Annotated in this window: 24 protein-coding genes and 1 pseudogene; 8 read left to right on the top strand and 17 right to left on the bottom strand. The window is 66.5% G+C overall.

From position 1 onward, the window contains the following. The first annotated feature begins 55 nt into the window (after positions 1 to 55). From NGM15_RS06830 to NGM15_RS06840, 3 genes are all read left to right on the top strand, one after another. On the top strand, positions 56 to 1,000 hold the full coding sequence (locus NGM15_RS06830; RefSeq protein ID WP_253436984.1) for a calcium/sodium antiporter: 945 nt from the start codon (positions 56 to 58) through the stop codon (positions 998 to 1,000). Positions 1,001 to 1,085: 85 nt separating this feature from the next. Further along, positions 1,086 to 2,141 (top strand): sensor histidine kinase, encoded by a 1,056-nt coding sequence (locus NGM15_RS06835; protein ID WP_253436987.1) that lies wholly within the window; start codon positions 1,086 to 1,088, stop codon positions 2,139 to 2,141. Positions 2,142 to 2,242: 101 nt separating this feature from the next. Then, positions 2,243 to 2,497: a hypothetical protein gene (locus NGM15_RS06840; RefSeq protein ID WP_253436989.1), complete on the top strand. Its 255-nt coding sequence runs from the start codon at positions 2,243 to 2,245 to the stop codon at positions 2,495 to 2,497. 92 nt (positions 2,498 to 2,589) lie between these two features. Here the strand turns inward: NGM15_RS06840 and NGM15_RS06845 are convergent, their stop codons facing one another. Next, entirely contained in the window at positions 2,590 to 3,774 is a 1,185-nt protein-coding gene (locus NGM15_RS06845) for an NAD-binding protein (RefSeq protein WP_253436992.1), read from the bottom strand. Between the two features lie 134 nt (positions 3,775 to 3,908). Between NGM15_RS06845 and NGM15_RS06850 the strand changes: the two genes are divergently transcribed. Genes NGM15_RS06850 through NGM15_RS06860 form a run of 3 tightly spaced genes read left to right on the top strand, consistent with a single transcriptional unit; the run spans position 3,909 to position 6,741 of the window. Continuing rightward, positions 3,909 to 5,192 (top strand): DUF8167 domain-containing protein, encoded by a 1,284-nt coding sequence (locus NGM15_RS06850; RefSeq protein WP_253436994.1) that lies wholly within the window; start codon positions 3,909 to 3,911, stop codon positions 5,190 to 5,192. Next, on the top strand, positions 5,189 to 6,409 hold the full coding sequence (locus NGM15_RS06855; RefSeq protein WP_253436997.1) for a DUF8167 domain-containing protein: 1,221 nt from the start codon (positions 5,189 to 5,191) through the stop codon (positions 6,407 to 6,409). The genes NGM15_RS06850 and NGM15_RS06855 overlap by 4 nt, the downstream gene beginning before the upstream one ends. A 32-nt stretch (positions 6,410 to 6,441) precedes the next feature. After that, positions 6,442 to 6,741: a ubiquitin-like small modifier protein 1 gene (locus NGM15_RS06860; protein WP_305882004.1), complete on the top strand. Its 300-nt coding sequence runs from the start codon at positions 6,442 to 6,444 to the stop codon at positions 6,739 to 6,741. Positions 6,742 to 6,807: 66 nt separating this feature from the next. Here the strand turns inward: NGM15_RS06860 and NGM15_RS18685 are convergent, their stop codons facing one another. The 3 genes from NGM15_RS18685 to gatD form a co-directional block, all read right to left on the bottom strand. Beyond that, on the bottom strand, positions 6,808 to 6,942 hold the full coding sequence (locus NGM15_RS18685) for a hypothetical protein (RefSeq protein WP_256499207.1): 135 nt from the start codon (positions 6,940 to 6,942) through the stop codon (positions 6,808 to 6,810). 246 nt (positions 6,943 to 7,188) lie between these two features. Then, on the bottom strand, positions 7,189 to 8,190 hold the full coding sequence (locus NGM15_RS06865) for a GNAT family N-acetyltransferase (RefSeq protein ID WP_253437000.1): 1,002 nt from the start codon (positions 8,188 to 8,190) through the stop codon (positions 7,189 to 7,191). 3 nt (positions 8,191 to 8,193) lie between these two features. Continuing rightward, the gene (gene gatD, locus NGM15_RS06870) at positions 8,194 to 9,462 is read right to left on the bottom strand and encodes a Glu-tRNA(Gln) amidotransferase subunit GatD (protein ID WP_253437003.1); all 1,269 of its coding nucleotides are present in this window, start codon (positions 9,460 to 9,462) and stop codon (positions 8,194 to 8,196) included. Between the two features lie 148 nt (positions 9,463 to 9,610). Between gatD and NGM15_RS06875 the strand changes: the two genes are divergently transcribed. Continuing rightward, positions 9,611 to 10,042 (top strand): universal stress protein, encoded by a 432-nt coding sequence (locus NGM15_RS06875; protein WP_253437005.1) that lies wholly within the window; start codon positions 9,611 to 9,613, stop codon positions 10,040 to 10,042. Between the two features lie 74 nt (positions 10,043 to 10,116). On the opposite strand, the gene NGM15_RS06880 is transcribed toward NGM15_RS06875, so the two are convergent. From NGM15_RS06880 to NGM15_RS06900, 6 genes and pseudogenes are all read right to left on the bottom strand, one after another. Continuing rightward, positions 10,117 to 11,346 (bottom strand): inorganic phosphate transporter, encoded by a 1,230-nt coding sequence (locus NGM15_RS06880; protein WP_253437007.1) that lies wholly within the window; start codon positions 11,344 to 11,346, stop codon positions 10,117 to 10,119. Between the two features lie 11 nt (positions 11,347 to 11,357). Next, entirely contained in the window at positions 11,358 to 12,266 is a 909-nt protein-coding gene (locus tag NGM15_RS06885) for a universal stress protein (protein ID WP_253437010.1), read from the bottom strand. A 148-nt stretch (positions 12,267 to 12,414) separates the two neighbouring features. Then, entirely contained in the window at positions 12,415 to 12,627 is a 213-nt protein-coding gene (locus NGM15_RS06890) for a hypothetical protein (protein ID WP_253437011.1), read from the bottom strand. A gap of 13 nt (positions 12,628 to 12,640) precedes the next feature. Next, positions 12,641 to 12,751, bottom strand: a pseudogene (locus tag NGM15_RS18895) (ArsR family transcriptional regulator); the annotation flags it as partial. 74 nt (positions 12,752 to 12,825) lie between these two features. Then, the gene (arcS, locus tag NGM15_RS06895) at positions 12,826 to 14,589 is read right to left on the bottom strand and encodes an archaeosine synthase subunit alpha (RefSeq protein ID WP_253437014.1); all 1,764 of its coding nucleotides are present in this window, start codon (positions 14,587 to 14,589) and stop codon (positions 12,826 to 12,828) included. An 85-nt stretch (positions 14,590 to 14,674) separates the two neighbouring features. Next, positions 14,675 to 15,139 (bottom strand): universal stress protein, encoded by a 465-nt coding sequence (locus tag NGM15_RS06900; RefSeq protein ID WP_253437017.1) that lies wholly within the window; start codon positions 15,137 to 15,139, stop codon positions 14,675 to 14,677. A gap of 213 nt (positions 15,140 to 15,352) precedes the next feature. Here NGM15_RS06900 and NGM15_RS06905 point away from each other — a divergent pair, with 213 nt between their 5' ends. Next, positions 15,353 to 16,741 carry a M28 family metallopeptidase gene (locus NGM15_RS06905; RefSeq protein ID WP_253437019.1) on the top strand — a complete coding sequence of 463 codons (1,389 nt, stop codon included), beginning with the start codon at positions 15,353 to 15,355 and terminating at the stop codon, positions 16,739 to 16,741. A 37-nt stretch (positions 16,742 to 16,778) separates the two neighbouring features. Here the strand turns inward: NGM15_RS06905 and deoC are convergent, their stop codons facing one another. The 7 genes from deoC to NGM15_RS06940 all read right to left on the bottom strand — a co-directional run bounded on the left by deoC (position 16,779) and on the right by NGM15_RS06940 (position 23,850). Further along, positions 16,779 to 17,417, bottom strand: coding sequence for a deoxyribose-phosphate aldolase (gene deoC, locus NGM15_RS06910; RefSeq protein ID WP_253437022.1), 639 nt, complete (start codon positions 17,415 to 17,417; stop codon positions 16,779 to 16,781). 72 nt (positions 17,418 to 17,489) lie between these two features. Then, the gene (locus NGM15_RS06915) at positions 17,490 to 17,990 is read right to left on the bottom strand and encodes a DUF5797 family protein (RefSeq protein ID WP_253437025.1); all 501 of its coding nucleotides are present in this window, start codon (positions 17,988 to 17,990) and stop codon (positions 17,490 to 17,492) included. 308 nt (positions 17,991 to 18,298) lie between these two features. Beyond that, positions 18,299 to 19,150, bottom strand: a complete 852-nt coding sequence (locus NGM15_RS06920) for an arginase family protein (RefSeq protein ID WP_253437028.1) — start codon at positions 19,148 to 19,150, stop codon at positions 18,299 to 18,301. Then, positions 19,150 to 19,524 carry a translation initiation factor IF-5A gene (locus NGM15_RS06925; RefSeq protein WP_253437030.1) on the bottom strand — a complete coding sequence of 125 codons (375 nt, stop codon included), beginning with the start codon at positions 19,522 to 19,524 and terminating at the stop codon, positions 19,150 to 19,152. Before NGM15_RS06925 ends, NGM15_RS06920 begins: the two co-directional genes overlap by 1 nt. A gap of 317 nt (positions 19,525 to 19,841) precedes the next feature. Further along, positions 19,842 to 20,930 (bottom strand): aminotransferase class I/II-fold pyridoxal phosphate-dependent enzyme, encoded by a 1,089-nt coding sequence (locus NGM15_RS06930; RefSeq protein WP_253437033.1) that lies wholly within the window; start codon positions 20,928 to 20,930, stop codon positions 19,842 to 19,844. Between the two features lie 128 nt (positions 20,931 to 21,058). Next, the gene (locus tag NGM15_RS06935) at positions 21,059 to 22,162 is read right to left on the bottom strand and encodes an enolase-like domain-containing protein (RefSeq protein ID WP_253437036.1); all 1,104 of its coding nucleotides are present in this window, start codon (positions 22,160 to 22,162) and stop codon (positions 21,059 to 21,061) included. Between the two features lie 83 nt (positions 22,163 to 22,245). Then, positions 22,246 to 23,850 carry an ABC1 kinase family protein gene (locus tag NGM15_RS06940; protein WP_253437039.1) on the bottom strand — a complete coding sequence of 535 codons (1,605 nt, stop codon included), beginning with the start codon at positions 23,848 to 23,850 and terminating at the stop codon, positions 22,246 to 22,248. Between the last annotated feature and the right edge of the window lie 49 nt (positions 23,851 to 23,899).

Consider the following 23,899-nt stretch of genomic DNA (forward strand, 5'->3'; position numbering starts at 1 on the left):
ACCGACCGCGTTTCACACGCCTTATACCACCGTCTCGAGTACCGTCCCCGTATCGATGGTCGACGGAACCCTCCTCTCCGCGCTCTTGCTCGTTCTCGGCGCTGGCGCGCTCTTCGGCGGAGCCGAACTCCTCGTCAAGGGTGCCGGCAACCTCGCGCTCGGGCTGGGACTCCGGGCGGCCACCGTCGGCGTCACCGTCGTGGCCTTCGCAACGACCACCCCCGAACTGTTCGTCGCCATCCTCGGCGCTCTCGACGTCTCCTCCGACGTCGGCTTCGGGACGGTCGTTGGGTCGAACATCGCCAACATCGCCCTCGTCCTGGGCGTCTCCGCGCTCATCCACCCGCTCTCGATCAGCGACGCGATGATGCGCCGTCACGTCCCGTTCATGGTTCTCGCGGCCGTCTTGCTCCCTGTGCTCGCCCTCGACGGGCAGATCGGGCAACTCGAGGGTGTGATATTGCTCGCGGTGCTGGCGGCGTTCACGGGGTACCTGCTTCACACCGTAAACTCGAGCCCCGCGGCCGCCGAGATGCCCGACGGAAGCCGGGAGGGAGTCGCCCCGCGCGACGTTGCGTTCGTCCTCGGCGGACTGGTCACCCTGCTCGTCGGCTCTCGCTGGCTCATCTCCGGTGGCTCCTCGCTCCTGCTAGCGATGGGCGTCTCCGAGTTCGTCGTCGGGGTGACGGTGCTCGCGCTCGGAACGTCCCTACCGGAACTCGCCGCCTCGGCAGTCGGGGCCGCTCGCGGGGAAACCGAGTTCACCGTCGGCAACGTCGTCGGCTCGAACATCTACAACATCGTCGCCGTGCTCGGGCTGCTCGCCGTCGCCGTACCGATCACGGTCACGGACTCCGTGCTCCGGTTCGAACTCCCGCTCGTGGTCGTGTTCACGCTCGTGCTCGTCGGCATGATGTGGCGCGGACGTCGATTGACCCGGGTCGACGGGGCCGTCCTGGTCGTCTCCTACGCCGTGTTCGTCCGGTTCCTGTTCGTCTGACCCGTCTTCCGAACCGATTTCTTCGATCTACACGAGCCCGCGATAATCCCGTAGATTGATGCACTCCTGTGGGGAGGTCCACATCGTGCAACGCGTCGTAGCCGACGACGACTGGGTGGCCAACCTCGGCGAGCGCCTGCCCGTGTCGCCGCTCTCGGCACTCGGACTCCTGCTCGCGGCGACCATCGGCTTTCGAATCGCCGTCGAGAACGCCTCGAGCCGGGCGCTCCTCGAGAGCGCGTTCCCGCTGCTCGCAGCGACGGCTGTCGTCCTCGCCGACCGACGACTGGTCGCGAGCGGCGTCGGCGTCCGCGACCGCCTCACCGTCTTCGCCTACGGCCTCGGCGGCTTCCTGGCCGCCGCACTCGTCACTGCGCTCCACCTGCACGTCCTCCGCCTCGACGGGGCCGGCGTCACGACGCCGCTGTACCTGACCCTCATGAGCGGCACCGTCGGGGTCGCCGCCGGAACCGTCGCCGGGCTGTACGAAATCCGCCAGCGATCGGCCGTCCGCGAGGCCAGACGCCAGCACGCGCGCCTCGAGGAGTTCGCGAGCATCGTCTCACACGACCTGCGAAATCCGCTGAGCGTGGCCCAGGGCCGGCTCCAGGAGACCTATCGGACGGGCGACCCGAGTCACCTCGAAGCGGTCGATTACTCCCTCGAGCGAATGGACGAGTTGATCGAGGACTCCCTGTCGGTCGCCCGAAACGGCACGCAGGTCACCGACCAGGAGCCGGTTCAACTCGTGGACATCGCCTCGGAGGCGTGGGCCGTCGTCGAAACGAGCGACTCGAGCTACGAACTCTCGGGAAACCGGACGATTCGTGCCGATCCGACGCGAACGAGACGGCTCCTCGAGAACCTCTTTCGCAATGCGATCGAACACGCCGGACCGGATACCGTGATTCGAATCGGCGCGCTCAAAAACGGGTTCTACGTCGAGGACGACGGCCCGGGTATCCCCGAGGGCCGCCGTGAGTCCGTTCTCGAGCAGGGGGTCTCCTCCACGGCCGACGGTTCCGGCCTCGGTCTCGCCATCGTTCGCGCCATCGCCGACGCCCACGGCTGGGACGTCGCGGTCGCCGAGAGCTCCAGTGGCGGCGCTCGCTTCGAATTTACGGGCGTCCAGGGCAGGTGACGACGTTCACCGAACGCGACCGAAGCGAATTTCAGTAACCTACGTTACAGAAGTGATTTTCAGATTACATTTATGAGGATACCAATCCTCTCATTACCTGTATGATGCCACACTACCCCCACACCGAACGCGTCCACGTCGCGTCGGTGCCGCGTCTCGTCGTCTCCCTGGCCGTGCTGGTCGGGTTCGTCGGATTCCTGGTCGTGCTGTCCTACCCTGTTCCGGTACTGGCGGCAATCGGTGGCGCGGTCGCTGCGCTCGTGATCGCTCGACTCGTGCGAACAGCGCGGTCCCTCGAGACGATCCGTCTGCCGGGAACGAAGCGCCATCTCCGACTTCGCCCAGCCAGGAACTGAGGTCGAACCGGCTTCCGAACGCGTAGTCGGCGTTCGCTTTCCGGCGTCGTCGGCCCTCGTTCTCGAGAATGTAATCGATCAGTGCCGAGTCATCACTCCTCGTTCTCGAGTATGCGATCGATCAGCGCCGAATTGTCGCTCCCGAGAGCCGAGCGAACCAACAGGCTCCCGCCCAGGACTGCCGGGCTGAGGACGGCGTCCGCACCGGCACGTTCGAGTTTGGTCGTGTTCTCCCGATCGGTCGCCGCCGCGACGATTCGCAGGTCCGACGCGAGTTCGCGCGCGGTGAGCACGGAGAGCGCGTCCTCGGCGTCGTGGTTCGTCGCGACGACGGCGGCGACCGCACGCTCGATGTGGGCCCGCTCGAGGGGTGCCTCGTCGCTTGGGTCGCCCGTTACGACGGGGATGTCCCGTTCGGCGAGCTCGGTCGCCGCCTCGCGGTCGTTCGTGACGATGACGAACGAGCGGCCGGCCGCGTTGAGTTCGTCGACGATCGGTTCGGTCAACTCGCCGTAACCGAGGACGAGGATGTGGTTCTCGAGGAGTTCGAGCTGTGATTCTGTCATCTTTCCGAGTGTCTTCGTGATCCGCGCCTGAATCGCCGGGCCGACCAGCGCCCCGATGGCGATACCAAAACTGGCGACGCCGAGGACGACGACGGACATGGTGAACAGCTGTGCGTCCGGGGAGGTCGGGCCGATATCGCCGTAACCGACGGTACTCGAGGTGACGAGCGTGAAGTAAAAGGCGTCGAGCAGGTTCGAGATGCCGTCGAAGTCCTCCCGGAGGGCGAACGCGCCGAAGGTACCGTAGGCCTGGACACCGACGAGCGCCCCACCCGCGGCTAGCTGGGTCGTCGTCAACCCGAGCTCGCGGTCGAACTGCCGGCGAGTGATGAGCACCGTCGGGAGCGAAATCAGCGAGAGGACGACCAGGGGAATCGAATAGGGGCTCGCCTGGAGGAGCCCCTGAATTGCCGTCATCGGGAGCAAGACGACGGTCGCGTACCAGCCGACCCGCAGGCCGCGTCGGAGCGCGAGCGCGCTCGCGACCATCAGAAATCCCGTCAATGCACCGGTGAAGCCGACGCCCTGCTGGATGATCGTCGGGACGTAGGTGGCGACGGGCCCGAAGTCCGCAGCCGGTTGTTCGATGTTGACGATTCCAGTTGCGACCGACAGCAGGGCGACGGCCAGCGAGAGAAGCACCGCTGCTCGCGTCCCGACGATCCAGGTCCAGTTCTGTGGCAATCGCCGGGCCACGCGCTCGCCGACCATACTCGATGTGTCGTCGGCCAGCGATTAAACGACACGGTTTCGGGTAATCGCTCGGAGCGTTCGCCTGGCGACGGCGACTCGAGGCGCTCGCCGCGGTCGGTACTGGTTTATTCGATCCGTGACTGTCACAACCCATGGCAACGCTTCCGCTCGAAATTCTCCTCGGTCTGTACCTGGGACTGCTGACCGGCATCGTGCCCGCCTTCGCCGCCGGCTCGCTCGGCTTCCTGGTCCGGTACTTCACAGGCGTCGGCCTCCCCGGCTTCGGTGTCGTGGTGATGGCCCTGTCCATCGCGAGCGTCCAGGGCGGCCTCCTCGGACTGGTGGAACCCGACATCACCCAGTCGCCCCGCCTGCTCGTCGCCGTCCTGGTCGTGTTGATGCTCGCGCTGTACGCCCACAACCAGGGGGACAAACTCGGCGCCGAACTTCCTCGACACCTCTCGTTGACGGCGCTCCGCCAGCGGACGCTCTCGGCGGACGTCGTCGAGTTCGTCGGCAGCGTGGGTCAGGTGACCGTCCGACCCACCGGCGAGATTCACGATCTGGAGGGGTACCCGCCGCTGTCGCCCGCGCTTCGATCGACGCTGAAAACCGGCTCGTGGCGCTTCCCAGCCGACCTCCCGCTGTCGGAACTCGCGGTTCGCCTCGAAGAGCGCCTCCGGACGGATCACGACCTCGCCGACGTCGACGTCTCGATCGACGAACGTGGTCAGGCCACGATCGCCGCCGCCCCGCCCTCGAGCGGTCTCTCGAAACGGATTCCCGACGGCCACCGGGCGGTTTCGGTCACGACGCTCGTCCCGACCGGGACGGCCCGCGGCGACGAGGTCGTCCTCGACGCCGACGGTGAACCCGTCCGAGCCACCGTCTGTAGCGTCCGAACGGAGGTCGACGAGTCGCGTTCGGCCGACGACGCGACTGAGGCCCCCGCGGTCGGCGACTCGAGCGACGCGCCCTCGAGCGACGACGAATCAGCTACCCCACCAACAGCGAACGCACCCCGGCTCGCCACCGCCGGAGGTACCGGCCGAGTCACGGTCTCCCTGCCACGACGACGCGCGAGAACCGTCCTCGGCGCCGAGTCGGTCCGCCTTACGGTGTGCGCACGAGCAACCGAAGACGCGTTCGAGGCTTTTTCGCGCCTCAGAGAGGCCGGCTACGCGATCAGACGTGCCGCGCTTCGAACCGCTGACGCGGTTCGTCGACTCGATTCCGAGGGGAGCGACCTCGTCTGTCTCGCCCGGCGGCGGCCGGACGCGGGCGATGCCGGCACCGCGCGAAACTGGCAGTTCAGCACCGACATCGAGCGACCGCTCGAGCCGGGCGACGAGGTGTACGTCGCCGGTCGCGAACCCGACGTCGAGGCGTTCCTGGAGCCGGAGACGCGAGCGACCGGCACCGAGGGGGTACGATGATCGACGCCTCGTTCACGAACCCGAGCCTCCTCGTCGACGGAATCGCCCTCGTACCGCCGGAAACGTCGGAGCTCGTCCTGGACGCGGTCGTTCGGATTCTCGGGTTCGTCGTCCTCTCGGGGGCCATCGGCGCCGGCGTGGCGTTCGTCTACCGGTGGTACAGCGGTGACGGCATCCCGGATGGCGTCGCGGTCCTGTCGGGGCTCGTCGCGGTCGCCCTGTGGCTGAACACCCAGACCGCGCTGCAGTCCGCAATTCTTGGCGACGCGGACGTGCTCGACCCGTTGACGGCGACCTTTACCATCGTGTCGTTCGCCGCGAGCGCGATTGCGGCCGACGGCGGCCGCCGAACGGGCGACGGACTGGCGGCGGACGTCGGCACCGTCGCAACCACCCGAACCATCGACGACGTGAGCCGGCTGGTCAGGTCAGCCGGGCGGGTCATCACCGTCGACCTCCCCGACGAAATCGAGGACGCCGAGGGCTACGATCCGGTCGACGACGACACGAAAGCCGCCGTCGCCGGTCAGACGTTGCTGTTTCCCCGCGGACTCACCGTCGCCGCCCTGCGCGAGCGCCTCGTCGGCCGCCTCGAGGCCGATTACGGCATCGGTTACGTCGACCTCGAGGTGAGTCAGGACGGGACGGTCGACTACCTCGCGGTCGGGAGCGTTCCGTCGGGGATCGGGCCGACTCTCGCGCCGGGGTCGGTCGCCGTTGCGGTTCGCGCCGATCCGGCCCCGGACGCCAGCCCCGGCGACGTCGTCGAGGTCTGGGCCGCCGACGGCGCAGACAGTCGCCGCATCGCGACGGCGGACCTCCGAGCGACCGCGGGGGACGTCGTCACGCTCGCAATCGGCGAAGACGACGCCGCCGACCTCGAACCCGATCGCGAGTTCCGACTCGTGACGCGGCCCAGCACGGCCGACGCGAGTCGGGGGCTCCGGGCCCTGTTGCGAACGGCCGATGCGACCGTCGCGACGGTCTCAATCGAGGCCGACGACCCCCTCGTCGACGCCCGAGTCGACGCGCTTCCTGGACTCCCGCTCGTGCTCGAATCGTCGGAAGACGATCGGTCGAGAACGACTCCTGCGCTGGTGCCGTTCCCCGACGGCGACCGGCGTCTCGAGGTCGGTGACGCCTGCTACGTCATGGGTCGGCCAGACGAACTGGCCCAGGTCCGGACCCGACTTCGAGAGCGGGAGCGCGAGCGGTAGCTACTTGCCTCCAGCGACGATAATCGCGATGTATGACCACGTCCACATCCACCTCTCTGGAATGGAAGCTGTTCGCGGATCTCGCCGAGCACGCGGGTGACCGCGAGGTGTCCGTGGCCGCCGAGCCAGGCGACACCGTCGGGGACGCTCTCGATGCCCTGCTCGAGGACCGACCGGCGCTGGCCGAGCGCGTCCTGGAGGACGGCGAGTTGCGCTCCCAGATCAACCTCCTTCGCAACGGTGCTGACGTCAGATCACAGGAGGAGGGACTCGAGACGGAACTCGAGGCGGGGGACGAACTGGCGCTGTTTCCGCCGGTTAGCGGCGGCTGATCGGGGTCCGGGCCTGGGTATTGGTATCGATCAGAGGCTGAGTACTGATCGCGAAACATCCGCGAGTCACAACAGGAGCGTCAACACCAGTCGAATCGCCGCTCCAGCGACGAGCGTAACGATCAACAACGCCGTCGTGACCACGACGACCGGTGGAAGGTGTTTCTCCTCGTAGGCAAACAGGGCGTCTCCGAGCGACATACTCGAGGCTCCGAGCCTCGACAGTTAATCCTTTCGTCGTGTCGCGGTTGCGGTGGTGCGTTCCGTTTTGGAGGTGGAGATGGTGAATTCTGTTTCGGAGGTGGAGATAGTGCGTTCCCGTTTCGAAGGTGGAGATAGTGCGTTCCCGTTTCGAAGGTGGAGATAGTGCGTTCCCGTTGCGGAGGGATAATGGTGGATCCCGATTCAGACGACGACTCGAGCACACGCCCGTATCGAGGCGAGCCCTCACTCGACCTGCCCGTGAGAGCCGCTAAGATCCACCTCGAGGACGAAATCAGGCTCGTCCGAAATCGGCGCCCCCGCGAACGAGGCGTCACTGACGGCTTCGACCGTTTCGGGAATCAGGACGCGCGTCCGGTCGGCGTCGAGATGGGCCGCGTCCCTGGCAATCGCGGCGAACAGCGAACGGGCGGCGTCCACGTCGTCCCAGGCGCTGACGCCGTACTCGATCCAGTGTTCGGTCTCGCCTGCCTCCGTCTCCCGGTTGTAGGTCCGGTTCCGGTAGCTCACACCGGCGACGCCGCTCGGCCGGTCGACCGTGAACACGCCCTCGTCGGCAGCGAATCGCTCGAGGTCCGCTCGGGTGAGTTCCCGCAGGGCCCACGACTCGTCCGCGTCGAGCGCCAGCCCCCGAAGGTGGTCTCGAGCCCCGCTCTGGCTCCAGGAGCGCCACGCCCGGGCCGCGTTGTCGGCCGTCGACACCGGATCGGGACCAGACGCATCGGGGTCGGGGGCGGGGTGAGCCCAGCGAAACTCCGTCGCGGGTTCGTATCCGGCCGACCGGGACGCTCCGAGCGCGGGTGCGTTCCAGGAGAAGATCATCAGTCGGCCGACGGTCGCTCCGCGTTCGCGCGCCCAGTCGAAACACGCCCGATTGAGGCGTCGGCTGAGGCCGCGGCGGCGGTAGTCGCGGTGAATGCGCAACCCCTGGAACCAGGCCTCGTCGGTCGAGAGCATGACCGCCTGGACGAGTCCGGCGACGGCGACGTCGCTAGCGTCACTCCCGCTCGCGTCCACGAGGAACGTCCGTTTGTGGTCGTCGTCGTGGTCTTCGATCCAGTCCGGGTACACGTACTGGAGGTAGTCCCCGCCGCGGTCGGTCCAGATGTCGCTCGTCAACTCGACGACGGCGTCCTGGTCTTCGAGCGTGGCCTGCCGGATGTCGAGGTCGCTGTGGGCGTCGTCAGCGTCTGTCCCGGCGTCGGGTTTAGTGTGACTGTCGTGCATGGCTCACCGCTGGCTCTCCCACGGCACCGATCGCTCCTGGACCTCTCCCGCGAGCGAGGTTCGCATGGCCTCCTCGGGGTCCTCGGCGTTCGCCAGCGCCCACATGAGCTTCACCTTCGCGGTGCCCGGCAACATGTCCTCGCCCTCCAGGACGCCCGCCGCGAGCAGGTCCCGGCCCGTGTCGTAGACGCGGTCACAGACCCGCCCCTCGAGACACTGGCTGGTCACGACGACCGTCGTGCCCTCGTCGACCAGTTCCTCGACTTTTTGAATCAGGTCGGTGTGGACGTGGCCGAGTCCGGTTCCCTCCAGGACCAGGCCCGCCGACCCTGCGGCGACGTCGAGGAAGGCGGGGTCCATGCCGGGGGTGAACTTGAGCAGTTCGACGTCCTCCTCGAGGTCAGCCTCGACGGCGAGGTCGACCGCGTCGCGTTCGCGGTACTCGCCCTGAAAGGAGACCGTTTCGTCGTCGTAGTCAACTTCGCCGACCGGTTCGGCGCCGACGGTTTCGAAGGCGTCCCGGCGCGATGTGTGGTTCTTTCGGACCCTGGTGCCGCGGTGAAGCGCACAGGTGGTGTCGCTCTCGCTGGCGTGCATGCAGACGAGTACCTCCGCGCAGTCGCTTTTCGCAGCTTCGACGGCGCAGACGGCGTTCATCACGTTGTCCGAGGACGGCCGGTCGGCCGAGCGCTGGCTACCGGTGAAGACGATGGGGACGGGCGTCTCGAGCATGAAGGCGAGCGCAGACGCGGAGTACTGCATCGTGTCCGTGCCGTGCATGACGACGACGCCGTCGGCGCCGTTTTCGATCTCCTCGGCGACGGACTCGGCGAGGTCCTGCCAGATCGGCGGTTCCATGTTCTCCGAGAGGATGTTGGCGACGACCCGGCCGCGGTAGTTCGCTCGGCCCGCCAGGTCGGGGACCGCCAGGAGGACGTCCTCGGCGTCGAACTGGGCCGTAACGGCGCCCGTCCGGTAGTCGACCGTCGAGGCGATGGTGCCGCCGGTCGAGATGAGCGCGATGGTGGGGAGTTTCTCGTCGAACTCGATTTCTGAGGTAGCATCGGACTCTGCCTGCGCGCGCTCGACGTCGTAGACGTCCTCGGCGAGCACCTCGAGGGTTGCCTCCTCGCGGTCGATGCCGACGTTGTACCCGCCCTCGAGTTTCACCACGACGTGCTCGTCGGTGCTCGAGGGGAGCAGTACGCCCTCGTACGTCCGGCCCGAGCGATCGACGTGGATTCGATCGCCGGGGGCTGGGGTCTGACTCATGGTGATCGCTTTCGCGTCGTCGGACTTGAAAGCACGCTTTCGGGCCAGGTAACGGCGTTCGGCTCACGGAACGGTCACTTTCGTTTCCCAGGACCCGGTCCCGTCGGACAGGGAGATATACAAGCCGCTGGCCCTCGAACGGGAATGCGTGGCCCCGGCACACGTACTCGTCCCGCTGGATGGCTCACCGTTAGCCGACGATGCGCTCGCACACGCCCTCGAGACCTTCGACTGTCCCATCACCGTGTTGAACGTCGTCACCCCGCTCGACGCGACCATGAGCGAAGGCGGCGTCCTGGAGGCAGACGAGGAGCGACTCGAGGCAGCACGCACCCACGCCGAGGAGTCGATTCGACGCGCCCATCACCGGGCTGCTGCGGAGGAGCGGACGATCGAAACGGCCGTCGAGACCGGCGAGCCGGCCGAAACGATCCTCGCGTACGTCGATACCGAAGATGTCGATCACGTCGTCCTGGGCGGCCACGGCGGCCCCAGGATGGGCGTCGTTCGGCGCCTGCTCGGTACCGTGGCGACGACAGTGGTCGGCGAAGCGCCCGTGTCGGTGACGGTCGTTCGGTGACGGTGACGGTCATTCGGTGACGGTGACGGTCGTTCGGTGACGGTGACGGTCGTTCGGTGACGGTGAACCCATCCTCAACTCGTCCCCAGGAGCGTCGACAACAGCCGGTAGAATCCGAATCCAATTCCAATCGACGTAACCAGCGTGAGTACCCAGAAGAGCACCGTCACCCCGATTTTTCGCCGGGAGACACCGGCTGACCCGGCGGCCAGCCCACCGCCGATCACGCCCGAGATGATGATGTTGTTGAACGAAATCGGAATGCCCAGCGCGATCGCCGCCTGGGCGATGACGAACCCCGGCACGAGCGCCGCAATCGAGCGCCGAACCCCCAGCTGGGCGTACTCTCGCGACGTCGCCTGCAGCAATCGCGGCGCCCCCATCCACGCCCCCGCCAGGATTCCCGACGCGCCGATGACGAGCAAAACGACGCTCGGAAGTCCGAGTTCGGTCCCGTAGAGCGCCTCGAGCGGCCCGGTTGCCAGGCCGACCTGACTGCCGCCGCTACTGAACGCGACGATCCCGCCCAGGACGAGCAGGAAGGACCGAATACCCCGTTCGACCGACGCGACCACTTTCCGACGGATGAACTGAAAGCCGAGGGCGGCGAACACGACGGTCGCCCCGACGACGGACAGATCGACGCCGAGGACTGTCGGGCTCCCGAGCGCGTGTGAGACAAGTTCCGCGACTGATCCCTGCGAGCGGTCGGGATGGGGGATCACCCCGAGTCGAATGTTGGCGAGAATACCCGCGACGACGGCCGCAAGCACCGGAACGCCGACGGTTTCCGGGATGTCGTCTCTGCGGAGGAGTTTCGCCGTTAAGAACGCGATTCCGCCCGACGACGGTGGGACGAGCAACCAGAACGTAACGATTCGTCGGTACGTGCCGAACGCCGGTTCGCCGCCAAGCGAGAGGCCGACGCCGACCATCGCGCCGGTCGTCGCGAAAGCGGCCGGAACCGGATAGCCGGAGTAGACGCCGAACGACATGAACGTCGCCGCGACCAGCAGTCCCGTCGTCGCGGCCAGCGGCGTGATCGCGACGCCGCTGATGAGTTCGGCCCCGACTGTCTCGGAGATACTCCCGCCCTGCGTGACGGCACCGGCTGCGGCGAGAATTCCGATCAGGAAGGCGGCTCGGAGCGTCGAAACCGCGTTGGCACCGATCGCCGGCGCGAACGGAGGCGAGTTGCTGTTCGCACCGAGTGACCACGCCATGAACAGGCACGCTATCGTCGCGAGTCCGACGAACGTCCAGAACGTCAACGTCGCCGCCGGTACGACCGTCAGTTCCAGCATCGTCGTCACCGTTACCCTCGTCTCCAGAATCCCCTGAATTTCTCGAGACGAGACGGGCTAACGACGGCACCCGAACGCGCGAGGATGACCGTCTCGTCGATTCGAGGGATGACCCGCTGAGGAATCGACCCGACGAGTCGCCGCTGAATCGACCCCTGACGCGTCACGCCGAAGACGATCACGTCGTGATCGGGTGCCAGTTCCGCTATCGTCACGGGAACGTCCTCGCCGGTTCGAACCGCCGTCTCGACCCGGATATCGGGACCGAAGGGGGAATCGGGCGCATCCTCGAGCAACTGCACCCCTGCCTCGAGGTGGTCGCGCGCGGCGTCCACGTCGACGTCCGGTTCGACGACCGAGAGGAAGTGCACTGTCGCGTCGTTGCGGGCGGCGATGGCCTTCGCCACGAGCGTCGCCGGTCGAACGTGGGGACCGCCGGCCACCGGCACCAGGATCGAATCGACGCCGTTCGCTTCGTAGCCGATTCGCTCGACGTAGAGGTCACACTGTGCGTTCTCGATGAGTTGGTCGAGGTTCGTGCCGAGGATCGCGTCGGTTCGACTCCGACTGTCGTGCCACCCGATGACGAGCGCGCGCGCGTTGGTGCGTCTGATCGCCTTGAGCACGCCGTCGGCGATCGTCCGACCGACGACGATCTCGCGTTCGATCGGGACGTCCTCGGGGGCCACCGCGATTGCCGCATCGAGGAGTTCCTGGGTATCCTGGGCGAAGCGTTCGACGATCGTTTCGTCCTTGTATACCGAGAACGGCGAGGAACTGGGTTTGACGGCGACTGAAACGATCGTGACGTGGCTCTCGAGGAGGCGGGCGAGGTCGCTGGCGGTCCGGACCAGTTGCTCGGCGTGCTGGGGGTTCGCCACCGCGACCAGCACCGGTCTGGACTCCGGAGAGTAGTCCATCGAGACTAGTTCGACGGATGGTGATGAAAAGGTATGGTCTCCCTGACGGTGTCTCGGGGACGACCTGACGGCTACCGTGGACATCGAACCGCCGTACTGAGCTCCAGACGTGGTGATGATCCCAAACCATGACACGCACTGGAACGGCTCACAGACCACTGTACGAGAGAAACGCGTACCCCAGGAAGACGAGGCCCAGTACACCGCCAGACAGGGCGATGAGCCCGCCGATAATCCGCATCGTGGTCGTCATGGCCGGCGGATACTCCGGCTGGGTCTCGAGGTTGGCCACGAGGACAAATACGAGCGCGCTCGCCCCGAGAGCGAAACAGCCGAACGTGAGAAACGCGAGCGTGCTCATCGCGGCGAGCGGGTCACGCCTCCGTCGAGCTATCGTACAGCCGTTCGAACGCCCACTCGCCGCGGATCAGTTCGTCGACGCTCTCGGTGAGCGTAACCTCGCCGAATACGGTCCCCCGATAGTACGCCATCTTCGAGTGGTTACGAAGGGTGGTTTCTTCAGTGTTGTTGCCTCGAAAACCGTCGAAAAATCCGGTTCTCATTTCTCCTGGACGTGGCGAATCTCACAGGCCACGCCGCGCGTGCTCTCGACCATCTCGCGGCCGAACATCTCGGCGCGACCGATACCGAAGGCCTTCGGTCCTTCGACGACGACCTCGTCGCCGACTCTGATGTCGTCGTCGGCGTCGACGACCCCCGGTGCCAGGACGCTTCCCTGCGGGACGAAGCCGTCGATCTCGAGGCGCTTCGTCGGCGCCTCGCTCTCGACCCAGCGTCTCGCGCCCTCGAGCGTGAACGACAGGGTGCCGTACTGGGGAACCATCGTCGCCAGTTGCGTCTCCTCGGAATCGGTATCCCGAATCTGGAGTCGCGGATAGTGACTCGTCGTCCGGAACTCGTCGAAGAGGTCGTCGCCGGCGCCGTCGCCGAGCAGGTAGTCCGCGAGCGCCCGGACGGTGTTGTGCTCGCGTTCGCGCTTCTGATAGGCGGACTCGCCTGAGAGGGCATCGCTCAGATTCGCCAGGGCCTCGTCGTCGGTCGGGTGGGCGCCACGATCGACCGTGTAGGTCACGTCGAGGTCGAGTTCGTCCTGGACGCGTTCGACGATGTCGCGGTAGCCCTCGTCGGGCACGTGGGCGACGATTCGCGGGTACGCATTTCGCTCGAGGTAGCGCCGGAGGACGCGGGCGACGAACCCTTTTTCGTCGGCGGACCACCGGCCCGTCACGACGGTATCGTAGTGCTGGGCCGGGTAGGTCGTCTCGAGTTCCTGGGGGACGACACCGATGGGCGAGGTCATCGAGACGAGGTGGGCGCGCCACTGGATCGCCCGGTGGAACTGGCTGTGGCTCTGGGACTCGCTGTAGGGTTTGCGGGCCGAGCAGGGCACGAGCACGAGCGGTGCGTCGAACCGGTTGCGGTAGCGGCTGGTCACCCGGTCGGCGAAGCGCTGGATCTCGACGCGTCTGAGGGTATCCTCGGTCGCCGCGTCGAGGTCCGCCTCCCGGAGGATGGGCGTTCGCTCCTCGAGATAGGTCCACTGCGCGTCGAGTTCGCGCATCGCGGCGGTGAGCCACTGTTCCTGGCGAGCCTGGCCCTCGACGTAGTCGCGCAGGCGGCCGTCCCGGATCCGCTGGCGAACGACCGCGAGTTCCGCGGCCAGGGCGTTCCGGTTGTGCTCGGCGCAGTCCGCTCGGGTGAACTCCTCGCGGGGACTCTGACAGGCCGGGCACGAACACGGCAACTCATCGAGGTCCTCGAGGAAGTACTCGCTCTCGGTGGTGAGGTACTTGCCCTGGGTACCCTTGATCGTTGCTCTGGCGGCGTCGAAGCAGTCGACGCCCGCGTAGGCGAGCAGGGCGACGTTCCGGGGGGTCGCGACGCCCGAAAAGACCAGTGCGGTGTCGGACGGGATGGCCTCTCGGACCGAGACCACGGCCTCGACGAGCGCGGCCCCGTGGCCGACGATGGATTGCACGTCGGAGACAGCGTAGGCGTCGGTTCCCTCGTCGGCGGGGCTGGCGCTCGAGATCACGGCAACGCTCGGGTAGGAGACGTCGGGGTAGTCGACGGCGAACGACTCGCGGACGGGTTCGGCCGTCCCACCGGGGAAACCGCGGTGGGGCAGGACGGTCAGCGAAGACTCGTCGCCGTCCGGAACCCTGCGGTCGGCCGCCCACAGCGAGCCGCCGTCCTGGAGCAGGTCGCCGACGAGTGCCGGGGTCGTCCGCGGCGTCTCGAGGCGGAGTTCGCCCAGGCGCGCGGCCCCGTCGCGCGCGTGGACTTCGAAGTAGTCGGTCATATCCACACTCGAGCGCGGCGGGTGAAAGAGGCTGTCGATACGGGTCGAACGCCGGGACGTGAAAATCGTGGGTTGGGGGGGTGGCTTACTCGAGTTCGACGGTCACTTGCCCGTCGAAGGTGAGCATGATCGTCTGGGCGAGACTGCCGAAGAGGGCCTTCCCGGTCCGGGAGCGCTTGCGGCCGACGAGGAAGATGTGATCGCAGCCGTGTTCCTCGGCGGCGTCGAGAATCGCCGTCGCCTCCGTGTTCGCGTCGACGATCTTCGGGACGACGGTGAAGTCGACCTCGCCCTCGACGGTCTCGAGTGCTTCCCGTGCCACTTGACCGGTATTGTAGAAGAGGCGGTTTTCGATCGTGTCCGTGCCGTAGGCGGCGACGTGAGCGTCGCTAACCTGGCCGATTGCCTCGCGTTCGGCGTCGACCTCGTCCGTCGTGGTCATGGGGAGCAAGACGAGTTCGGCGTCTGCCCCGGCGGCGAGTTCGCCGGCGGTCTCGAGCAGCGATCGATGTCGGTCCGTGTCGTCGACGACGACGAGTCCTGTGTTCATATTCACAGATACGCTCGGGATTGTGAAAGTACTTGCGTGAATACACGACTCATGGGGGACAGTATCGTGCGTCTGTGACCGTCTCACGGGGTTGGGGAGAAGTGACACGATCGAATGAATCACGGAAATTCGTGTCAGAATTCACATATTAGGTGCCTGCCTGTCTCTCGCGCCAACCCAACGACTTTCTCGATTCGAGTCCAGGTACCGGATATGACCACACCGACCGAACCGGACGACTCGAGTCGGCTCGAACGGGCGCTCGGGCGGGCCTGGTCCGACGACCGACCGTGGGCGCTGTTGACCGAACTCACCCAGCTCGAGAGCCGCATGGGCGGGTCGCCGGGCGAACGGGCAGCGGCCGACCTCGTCGCCGAGGCGTTCGAACGCGTCGGTGTGACGAACGTCGGTCTCGAGTCGTTTCCGATCCAGTACTGGGAACGCGGAGAGACGACGTTCGTCGTTACCGAACCCGTCGAGCGCGAGTTCGAGGCGCTCGCGCTCCCGTACGCCCCGGCTGCGGACCTCGAGGCGCCGCTGGTCGATGTCGGCTACGGAACCCCGGAGGAGATCGACGCCGCTGGCGAGACCGTCGAGGGAGCCATCGTCGTCGCGAGCACGACCACCCCGGCCGGCCAGCGGTTCGTCCACCGCATGGAGAAGTTCGGTCATGCCGTCGACGCCGGCGCGCGGGGGTTCGTCTTCGCCAACCACGTTCCCGGTCAACTGCCGCCGACCGGGTCGTTACGGTTCGACCGTGAGGCGGCCATCCCCGGAATCGGCGTCAGCGCGGAGACCCACGACTGGTTGACGGAGTACGCCGATTCGCCGGTGGCTGGTGCGGACGAATCCGCGACGGCCCGGGCCAGCCTCCGCGTCGAGGCGACGACCATGGACGGCTCGAGCCAGAACGTCGTCGGCACCCTCGGCCCGGATACCGACGACGAACTCCTCCTGCTCGCTCACTACGACGCCCACGACATCGCCGAAGGGGCCCTCGACAACGGTTGTGGGGTCGCGACGATCCTCGGTGCCGCCTCGATTCTCGCCGCCGTCGAGTCGGATCTCGGGTGTCGGGTCCGCGTCGCGGCCGTCGGCTGCGAGGAGATTGGACTACTGGGCGCCGAAGCCCTGGCCGAGCGCCTCGACCTCGAGTCCGTCCGCGCCGTCGTCAACGTCGACGGGGCTGGCCGGTTCCGGAACCTGCAGGCGTACTCCCACGCCTCCGACCCGTTGCAAGCCCTGGCGACCGAAATCGGGGAACGCTACGGCCAGCCCGTCGTTCACGAGACCGATCCACACCCGTTCAGCGACCACTGGCCGTTCCTCCGGGCCGGCGTGCCCACCCTCCAGTTACACAGCGAACCGTCCAGCGGCGGCGAGCGAGGGCGCGGCTGGGGGCACACGGCTGCCGATACCCGCGACAAGGTCGACCCGCGAAACGTTCGAACGCACGCCATGCTCGCGGCAGTCCTGGTTCGCACACTCTCGAGGCGAACCCCGCCACGAATCGACGCCGCGGATCTCCAGGAGGCGTTTCGAGAACTGCACTACGAACCGGGGATGCGCGCGTCGGATACCTGGCCTCGCGCCTGGGATTGAGACAGGGCGCTCCCCCGAAACCGGTCGGGGACGCCGATCAGGCGTCCGGAGCACCCTCGAGAATCGCCACCCCACTCGAGGCGCCGATTCGCTCGGCGCCGGCGTCGATCATATCCAGTGCTTCCTCGTAGCTCCCAACCCCGCCGCTCGCCTTGACGGGGAGGTACTCGCTCATTAACTCGACATCCTCGACGGTGGCCCCGCCATCGGCGAATCCGGTCGACGTCTTGACCATCGCCGCGTCGGCCGCCTTCGCCGCCTCACAGGCCGTGCGCTTCTCCTCGTCGGTCAGGAGCGCCGTCTCGATGATCACCTTGACGGGGATGGGGACGGCCGCGACCAGTTCCTCGAGTTCGGCCTCGACCGCGTCCGTCTCGCCGGCTTGCAGGAGTCCGACGTTGATCACCACGTCCAGTTCGTCGGCGCCGGCCTTCCAGGCGAGTTCGCCCTCGAGGTGTTTCACCTCGTGGCCGTGCTGGCCGTGCGGGAAGCCGATGACGGTCGCGAGCGTGACGTCCGGGTGGGTTTCGGCGGCATCTCCGACCGCGTACGGCGGAATGCAGGCGTTCATTCCGTGTTCTGCAGCCTCGTCCAGGACGCGTTCGACGTCCGACGGCGTCGTCTCGGGGCCGAGGACGGTGTGGTCGATCAGGGGTGCGAGTTCGCTGTGGTCCATACCGGCCCGACTCGCTCGTGGGATAAAAAGGCGCCCGGTAGTGGGCGGGCTGCGGGTCGAGGTTTGTGGCAGTTACCTCGAAATGTCGACCTCGAGGTCGTCGCGTTCGACGGCCAGCCGGAACGTGGGGACCGTCCGATACTCGACCTCGACGACGTCCTTGCGCCGGAGGCTCTGAAGGCCGGATCGGACCTCATCGACGTCGGGGTCGACGTCGAACGAGTCCCGGAGGGCGTGGAGGACGGCGACGACGCTCTGGGAACGCTCCTCGGGTCCAGCGAGCACCTCGACGATTTGCGCCTGGAGTTCGGGGACGCGGATCCGCGAGGGCGGACCCTCGCCTTCCTCGCTGACGACGCCGGGTTCGACATCGACCAGGTCTGCCGCCTCGGGGGTCGCCCGAATCAGGCTGTTGTCGTCCCGGAAGTAGTACTCACCCAGTTCGTTCTCGAGGAACTGGTGGACCTCGCTCCCGCTCTCGAGGTTCCACCGATCCTGCAACTCGCTGTTTTTCGTCGGCTGTAGCTCCACCACGTCCGCCAGTCGATCGCGAGCGTCCTCGGAGAGCGTCATCCTCGTATCACCTCGACGTACGGGCGTCCGCTATTTTTGCGTTGCGTCACGGGGACGAGGCCCGAGGGTGACCGCTGTGTCGGCCGATACGACGCGAACAGCATGAGTTCGAAACGAGAACGGTCAAGGGGCACAGTACGCGTACGCCCCCACTGTGTTCAATACTATAAAATATATAGTAATACCACACAGGACTCCAAATCGGTCGGCTGTCACACCGAGCAATTCCGAAGTTCAGAGCATCCGAGGTTTGGAGAATTCGGTATTCAGAATCCGGGCTACGGCTCGAGTTGTCCAGATAGCCCGGACTACGACTCGAGCGCGTCGACGCGCGAGAAGACGAACTCCCGGAGCAACTTCCCGGCCAGCGAGGCGGCCTGTCCGTCGTCGCGGTCGTTGACCTCCACCGCGTCGAATCCGGTAGCTTGTGGTGCGACAGTCCGCACGACGTCGCGCATCGTCGGGGGCTCGAGGCCGAACGGCTCCATCGTCCCCGTGCCCGGCGCGTAGGCCGGGTCGGCGCCGTCGATGTCGACGCTGAGGTACGCCTCCCGACCCTCGAGGCGGTCCTCGAGTTGGGGGACGAACGCCGGCACGTCCTCTGGAGCGACGACGGTCACGTCGTCCTCGCTCGCGCGCTGCCACTCCTCTTCGCTCCCCGTCCGCGCGCCGAGGATGATCGCCTCCTGGACGTCGATGTCGGGTGCGTCGTCGTAGTCGTCAGGATCGAGGATGCGGCGGGTCACGCAGGCGTGACTGAGCGGATTGCCGTCGTACTCGCTTCGCAAGTCGAGGTGGGCGTCCAGGCAGACGAAGACGTCCGGATCGACCGCGCCCGCACCCGCCGCCGAGACGGTGTGTTCGCCGCCGAGCATCAGGGGGACGGCGTCGTCCCAGTGGACGTCCCTGAGAGTGCCCTCCAGGAACTCGAGGTACTCGTCTACTGCGTCCCAGGCGTGCACATCGCCCGCGTCGTGGACGGCGCAGTCGGTGAATCGACGGCCCGTCCGGTGGTCGTAGTCGTCGAACGTCTCCGAAAAATGGCGGATGCGTCGGGGGCCGAAGCGGGTCCCCGGCGCGAAGGTCGTCGATGCATCGAGGGGCGCACCGACGACCACGAAGTTCGCCTCCGTTCGATCGGCGGTCGCCCCCGGGTACATCAGACGATCTTGCGCTGGCCTTCCATCTCGAGGTACTCGATGTTGTCGTCGGGGGACGCGTCGACGTCCTCGGGGATGCGCATCGTAATGGTCTCGTAGGACTCGAGGTCCATGACCTGCATGTCGTTGCCGTCGACGGAGACGATCTGACCCTGTTTGCGGTTGATGATCGGGACCCAGATCTTCGCGTCGACGGGCTGGGACAGCGATCGTCGCTTGCCGTCGAAGACGCCTCGAGCCTCGATTCGGGCCTTGGCGCTGCCGTGTTTGCCGGGCTTTGCCGTCGAGTAGGAGTCGATTTTACACGCTGCGTCGTCGATCAGGACGTAGCCGCCTTCGCCGAGGTCGCGAACTTCTTTTTGCTGTTTCGCCATACAGCGGGGTACTCAATCGAACGTGATAAAGGGATTGAATCGTGCTCTGTGTCGAGTCGACGGCCTCGGGCGGTCGATCTGGCGCGACAGCGAGTATCGCGAGTCGCGGCGTCCAGGTGGCGCTGGTTCGTGGTGCGACGAGAGATTCCACGTCGCCGCCTCCGTCGGCGAATTCGTCGTGGATCGACGGCGGTTTCTCGGTTCCTAGCCCGAGATCGGCGTCGACGATGTGGGCGAGAACAACGACGTGGACGAGAACAACGACGTGGACGAGATCGACGACGGCCGAATCCAGTCGAAGGTAACGAACTTTTGACTTACCCGATCACGCGACTCACCCGCTCGAGTCCCTCCTCGAGTTCCTCGGTCGGGAGGCCATACCCGATGCGGAAGTAGTCCTCGAAGCCGAAGAGGTCGCCCGGCGCGAGCACGACGCTCTCTTCTTCGACGACCGTCCGGCAGAACTCGGTCCCGTTCTCGAAGCCGTCGGGAATCGTCACGAACCCGTTGACGCCGACGGGGTCGTACCACTCGAGGCCGTGGGCGTCGACGAACTCGCGAACGCGGTCGCGGTGGGCCGCCGCGAGGGCACGGTTCTCATCGAGGATGTCGTCTTCCTGCTCGCCGAGGGCCTGCTTCGCGACGTGCTGGCCGAAGATGGAGGGCGAGATGGTGGTGTAATCCTTCCAGGTCCAGGCGGCCTCGATCACCTCACGGTCGCCGACGAGCCAGCCGAATCGGGTCCCGGCGAGGCCGTAGGCCTTCGTGAGGCTGGTCGTCGAGAGCCCATGAGGGCCGAGGCTGGCGACCGGCGGCAGGGGGTCGTCGGCGAGCAGGCGGTAGACCTCGTCACAGAGCAGATAGGCGTCGTTGTCCGCTGCCAGGTCGTAGAGTGCCTCGACTCGCTCGAGCGGGTGGTACCGCCCCGTGGGATTGTTCGGGTTGTTGAGGACGATAATCCGGGTGTCGGGACGGATCGCGTCGGCGACCGCGTCCACCTCGAGTTCCCACGTCGGCGGTTCGAGCGAGACGCGCGTAACCTCCCCGACGGCCTCGGGAACCGCGTGGAGCGCCTGGTAGGTGGGTGTGACGACGACGGCGTGGCCGTCCCCCCTCGGTCGCGACGACGACGCGTCGGCGCCGAGCAGGGACAGAAACGCCAGGAAGTTCGCCTCCTGGGTACCGACGGTGAAGAGCACCTCGTCGGCCTCGCGGTCGTACCGGTCCGCGATATCGGCCCGGAGGTCGGGGTCGCCGTCGGTCGGAATTACGTACCCCAGATCGCCGGGATCGGTGTCGAAGCGACTCGCTGGCAGGCTCCGAATTCCGCTCTCGGCGAGCATGATGTCCGCCTCGTGTTCGTACTCGGCGAACCAGCGCTCGAGGCCGAAGGGTTCGATGTGCATGCCAAAATGAGAGGGACGAGACGGCAAAGAGGCACCGACTCGCTATCCCAGAAACCCGAATTACGACCACCGAAATCCGACTCGACTACCTCAGAAACCCGACTCGACTACCTCAGAAACCCGATTTGCTACCACCGGAATCCGACCCGCTCGTCGTCCGCCGGTGGCTCGAGCGGACTCGGTGGCAACCCATCGGCGACCTCGGGGTCGTTGTAGACGCCGGGGGCGACGTCGTTGGGGCCGTCGGGATAGTACAGCGCGGCCAGCAACTGAATCTGCCCGCGGCCGACGCCGAGTTCGAACTGCCCGCCGCCGTAACACCGAATCCCGCGCTCCTCGCAGTAGGCGATCGTCTCGAGCAGCGACTCGAGCGAGCCAAACCGGGAGGGCTTGACGTTCAGCCATCGCGACTCCCACGGCAGGGCCTCGACGTCCTGGACGCCGTGAATCGGGGCGTCCCAGGAGAGTCGGTTGCGAACCTCCGGGGCCTCGAGCAGTGGGCGCGTCTCCTCGGTCACGCCTGGATCCTCGATCACGGCCTCGGGGAACGACTCGAGGATGCGTTCGTAGAACTCCGGGTCCGCTGGCACGTCCACTTCGGTCCCCTCGTACTGCCCTTTCAGGTCGAGGATTCGGACGGCGTCGGTCTCGACCAGGTCCTCGATCACGGCGTCGGTCCACTCAGGCGTCGGATCGAGTTTGAACTCGAGGGACGGCACGGCTTCGCGAAGGTGCTCGACTCGGTCGGTCGACGGCGGCTCCCCGAGACGGGTGCTCGCGACGAAGCGGAGCGGTTTCGGTTCGCGATCGAGTGCGTCCCCGAGCGAGGTTCCCGCCTGGCGCAACGCCAGGTCGAGTGCCGCGCTCTCGAGCGCCCAGCGCCGGTAGTCCCGGAAATCCGCACGATCCGGTGCGCCCGCCGGGAACAGGTCCAGGTCCTCGAGGCGGTCGGAGAACGACGCCAGCGTGAACTCGCCCTCGAGGTCGTCGGTCGGCAACCCGACCTGATGGAGGGCATCGTGTTCCTCAGCGTCGTAGGTGACATCTTCGCCGCGTCCCGTGACTCGACCGTCGTCACGGTCGTCGTCAGGGCCGTCGTCGGCGGGACCGGGACCCGCGAACGCAACCTCGGTCGTCACCCGCGTGAACTCGCTCGAGGTGTCGCGCTCCAGGCGACGGAGTTCCACGTCGTCGATGCGCACATCGAGGCCGGCCAGACGATCGAAATCCATGGTCGTCGTTGAACTGCCAGGACGATGAACGTTGGTGTGGCCTCGTTGCGCACCCCTCCGAAAGTACCTGCGAAACGGCGACGTTACTCCTGCTCGCGTCGCTGTCTGAGGTTCTGGCGCGTGAACTGCGGTTTCGTCGAGATGGAACTCGGCGTCCGGAACGACCAGTAGAGGACGATCGAGAGGACGGCCGAAAAGACCGCCGCGACGACCGCCGCGATGGGTGCGTCGAGCGCGTAGAGGACACCCATCGAAAACAGCGACATCGTCAACAACATACCGTAGACCAGGCGTTTCGCCAGGGTGGCGAACACCTGATCGCTGTCCTCGACACCGATCCGGACGAACTGGTCGTCCCGGTCGAGTCGGTCGAGCGTCCGCTCGAGTTTCGGCGGGATCCTGACTGCGGATCGACTGGCATCCCTGACCTCGCCCGCAGTGTCCTCGAGGACCCGCTGTATCGACTCCTCTCGGTAGCCCTGCTCGGTGAGATAGTCCGTCGCCGTGGCGATGAAGTCGAAGTCGGGATCGAGGGTCACGCAGACGCCCTCGACGACGGTCGCCACCCGAAGCACGAGTGCGAGATTCTTCGGGAGGCGGAACGGAAACTCGTAGATCGAGTCCTCGATCTGGCCGACGATCTGCTGGACGCGGTACTGCTCGATGTCCTCCCCGCGCGCGTCGGCGATGGCGAGTTCCATCACGTCGGCCATCACGGCCCGATCGGCCTCCGGGCTCAGCGTCCCGATCGCGATGAGAGAGTCGAGGATCGCATCGATGTCCTGGTTGGCGATTGCGATGTAGAACTCGACGATCCTGTCCTGGACGAACGAGTCGACGCGGCCGCTCATCCCGAAGTCGTAGAAGACGATCCGTCCGTCGTCGGTCACCGCGAGGTTACCGGGATGGGGATCGGCGTGAAAGACCCCGTCGTCGATGATCATCTGGAGATACGACCGCTGGAGGTTCTCCGCGACCTGCTGGCGGTCGATCCCCTTCGCGTCGAGTTCGTCGACCTGATTGATCTTCGTCCCGTCGATGTAAGCCATCGTCAGGACCCGGTCGCTCGAGTAGGCCTCGTACACCTCCGGGATGAGAAACCGGTCGTCGTCCGCGAAGTTCGAGCGGATCTCGGCGAGCATCCGGGCCTCGCGATGGTAGTCAATCTCCTCGCGAATCGTCTTCGCGAACTCGTCGGCCAGGTTCCCGAGGGAGAACGACCTGGATTCGTCGACGAACCGGATCAGTACCGGGAGCGACCACCGAATCACCCGGAGGTCGGCCTCGACGAGCGCCTCGATTCCCGGGCGCCGAATCTTGACGGCGACATCGTCGCCGCCGACCGAGGCGTGGTAGACCTGCCCCAGACTGGCGCCGCTGATGGCGTCGGTATCGAACTCGTCGAACCGCTCCTCGACCGGGCCGAGATCCTCCTCGACGACCACTCGCGCGTCGGCCCAGTCGGCCGGGGGAACCTCGTCCTGGAGGGCTGAAAGCACGTCGATGTACGCCGGCGGGAGGACGTCCGGGCGCGTCGAAAGCAACTGCCCGAGTTTGATGAACGTCGGACCGAGCGTGAGCAACGATTCGAGCAGGACCTCCGCGCGCTCGCGGTGGGTCTCCGAGCCGACGCGGCGCGGCCGTCCGAAGACGAGCCAGCGCCGACGGTCGCGAGCGTACGCCAGCAACAGCGGCAGGAAGTGCCACGCGACGACGACGAACCGTCGATACGCGCGA

Source organism: Natronosalvus halobius (assembly GCF_024138145.1).
GTDB lineage: Archaea > Halobacteriota > Halobacteria > Halobacteriales > Natrialbaceae > Natronosalvus > Natronosalvus halobius.

What these genes read in the sequence shown, in the direction of transcription:
- NGM15_RS06830 (WP_253436984.1), top strand. Translation starts at nt 56, where the DNA reads ATGGTCGACGGAACCCTCCTCTCCGCGCTCTTGCTCGTTCTCGGCGCT.
- NGM15_RS06840 (WP_253436989.1), top strand. Translation starts at nt 2,243, where the DNA reads ATGATGCCACACTACCCCCACACCGAACGCGTCCACGTCGCGTCGGTG.
- NGM15_RS06845 (WP_253436992.1), bottom strand. Translation starts at nt 3,774, where the DNA reads ATGGTCGGCGAGCGCGTGGCCCGGCGATTGCCACAGAACTGGACCTGG.
- NGM15_RS06850 (WP_253436994.1), top strand. Translation starts at nt 3,909, where the DNA reads ATGGCAACGCTTCCGCTCGAAATTCTCCTCGGTCTGTACCTGGGACTG.
- NGM15_RS06855 (WP_253436997.1), top strand. Translation starts at nt 5,189, where the DNA reads ATGATCGACGCCTCGTTCACGAACCCGAGCCTCCTCGTCGACGGAATC.
- NGM15_RS06860 (WP_305882004.1), top strand. Translation starts at nt 6,442, where the DNA reads ATGACCACGTCCACATCCACCTCTCTGGAATGGAAGCTGTTCGCGGAT.
- NGM15_RS18685 (WP_256499207.1), bottom strand. Translation starts at nt 6,942, where the DNA reads ATGTCGCTCGGAGACGCCCTGTTTGCCTACGAGGAGAAACACCTTCCA.
- NGM15_RS06865 (WP_253437000.1), bottom strand. Translation starts at nt 8,190, where the DNA reads ATGCACGACAGTCACACTAAACCCGACGCCGGGACAGACGCTGACGAC.
- gatD (WP_253437003.1), bottom strand. Translation starts at nt 9,462, where the DNA reads ATGAGTCAGACCCCAGCCCCCGGCGATCGAATCCACGTCGATCGCTCG.
- NGM15_RS06880 (WP_253437007.1), bottom strand. Translation starts at nt 11,346, where the DNA reads ATGCTGGAACTGACGGTCGTACCGGCGGCGACGTTGACGTTCTGGACG.
- NGM15_RS06885 (WP_253437010.1), bottom strand. Translation starts at nt 12,266, where the DNA reads ATGGACTACTCTCCGGAGTCCAGACCGGTGCTGGTCGCGGTGGCGAAC.
- NGM15_RS06890 (WP_253437011.1), bottom strand. Translation starts at nt 12,627, where the DNA reads ATGAGCACGCTCGCGTTTCTCACGTTCGGCTGTTTCGCTCTCGGGGCG.
- arcS (WP_253437014.1), bottom strand. Translation starts at nt 14,589, where the DNA reads ATGACCGACTACTTCGAAGTCCACGCGCGCGACGGGGCCGCGCGCCTG.
- NGM15_RS06900 (WP_253437017.1), bottom strand. Translation starts at nt 15,139, where the DNA reads ATGAACACAGGACTCGTCGTCGTCGACGACACGGACCGACATCGATCG.
- NGM15_RS06905 (WP_253437019.1), top strand. Translation starts at nt 15,353, where the DNA reads ATGACCACACCGACCGAACCGGACGACTCGAGTCGGCTCGAACGGGCG.
- deoC (WP_253437022.1), bottom strand. Translation starts at nt 17,417, where the DNA reads ATGGACCACAGCGAACTCGCACCCCTGATCGACCACACCGTCCTCGGC.
- NGM15_RS06915 (WP_253437025.1), bottom strand. Translation starts at nt 17,990, where the DNA reads ATGACGCTCTCCGAGGACGCTCGCGATCGACTGGCGGACGTGGTGGAG.
- NGM15_RS06920 (WP_253437028.1), bottom strand. Translation starts at nt 19,150, where the DNA reads ATGTACCCGGGGGCGACCGCCGATCGAACGGAGGCGAACTTCGTGGTC.
- NGM15_RS06925 (WP_253437030.1), bottom strand. Translation starts at nt 19,524, where the DNA reads ATGGCGAAACAGCAAAAAGAAGTTCGCGACCTCGGCGAAGGCGGCTAC.
- NGM15_RS06930 (WP_253437033.1), bottom strand. Translation starts at nt 20,930, where the DNA reads ATGCACATCGAACCCTTCGGCCTCGAGCGCTGGTTCGCCGAGTACGAA.
- NGM15_RS06935 (WP_253437036.1), bottom strand. Translation starts at nt 22,162, where the DNA reads ATGGATTTCGATCGTCTGGCCGGCCTCGATGTGCGCATCGACGACGTG.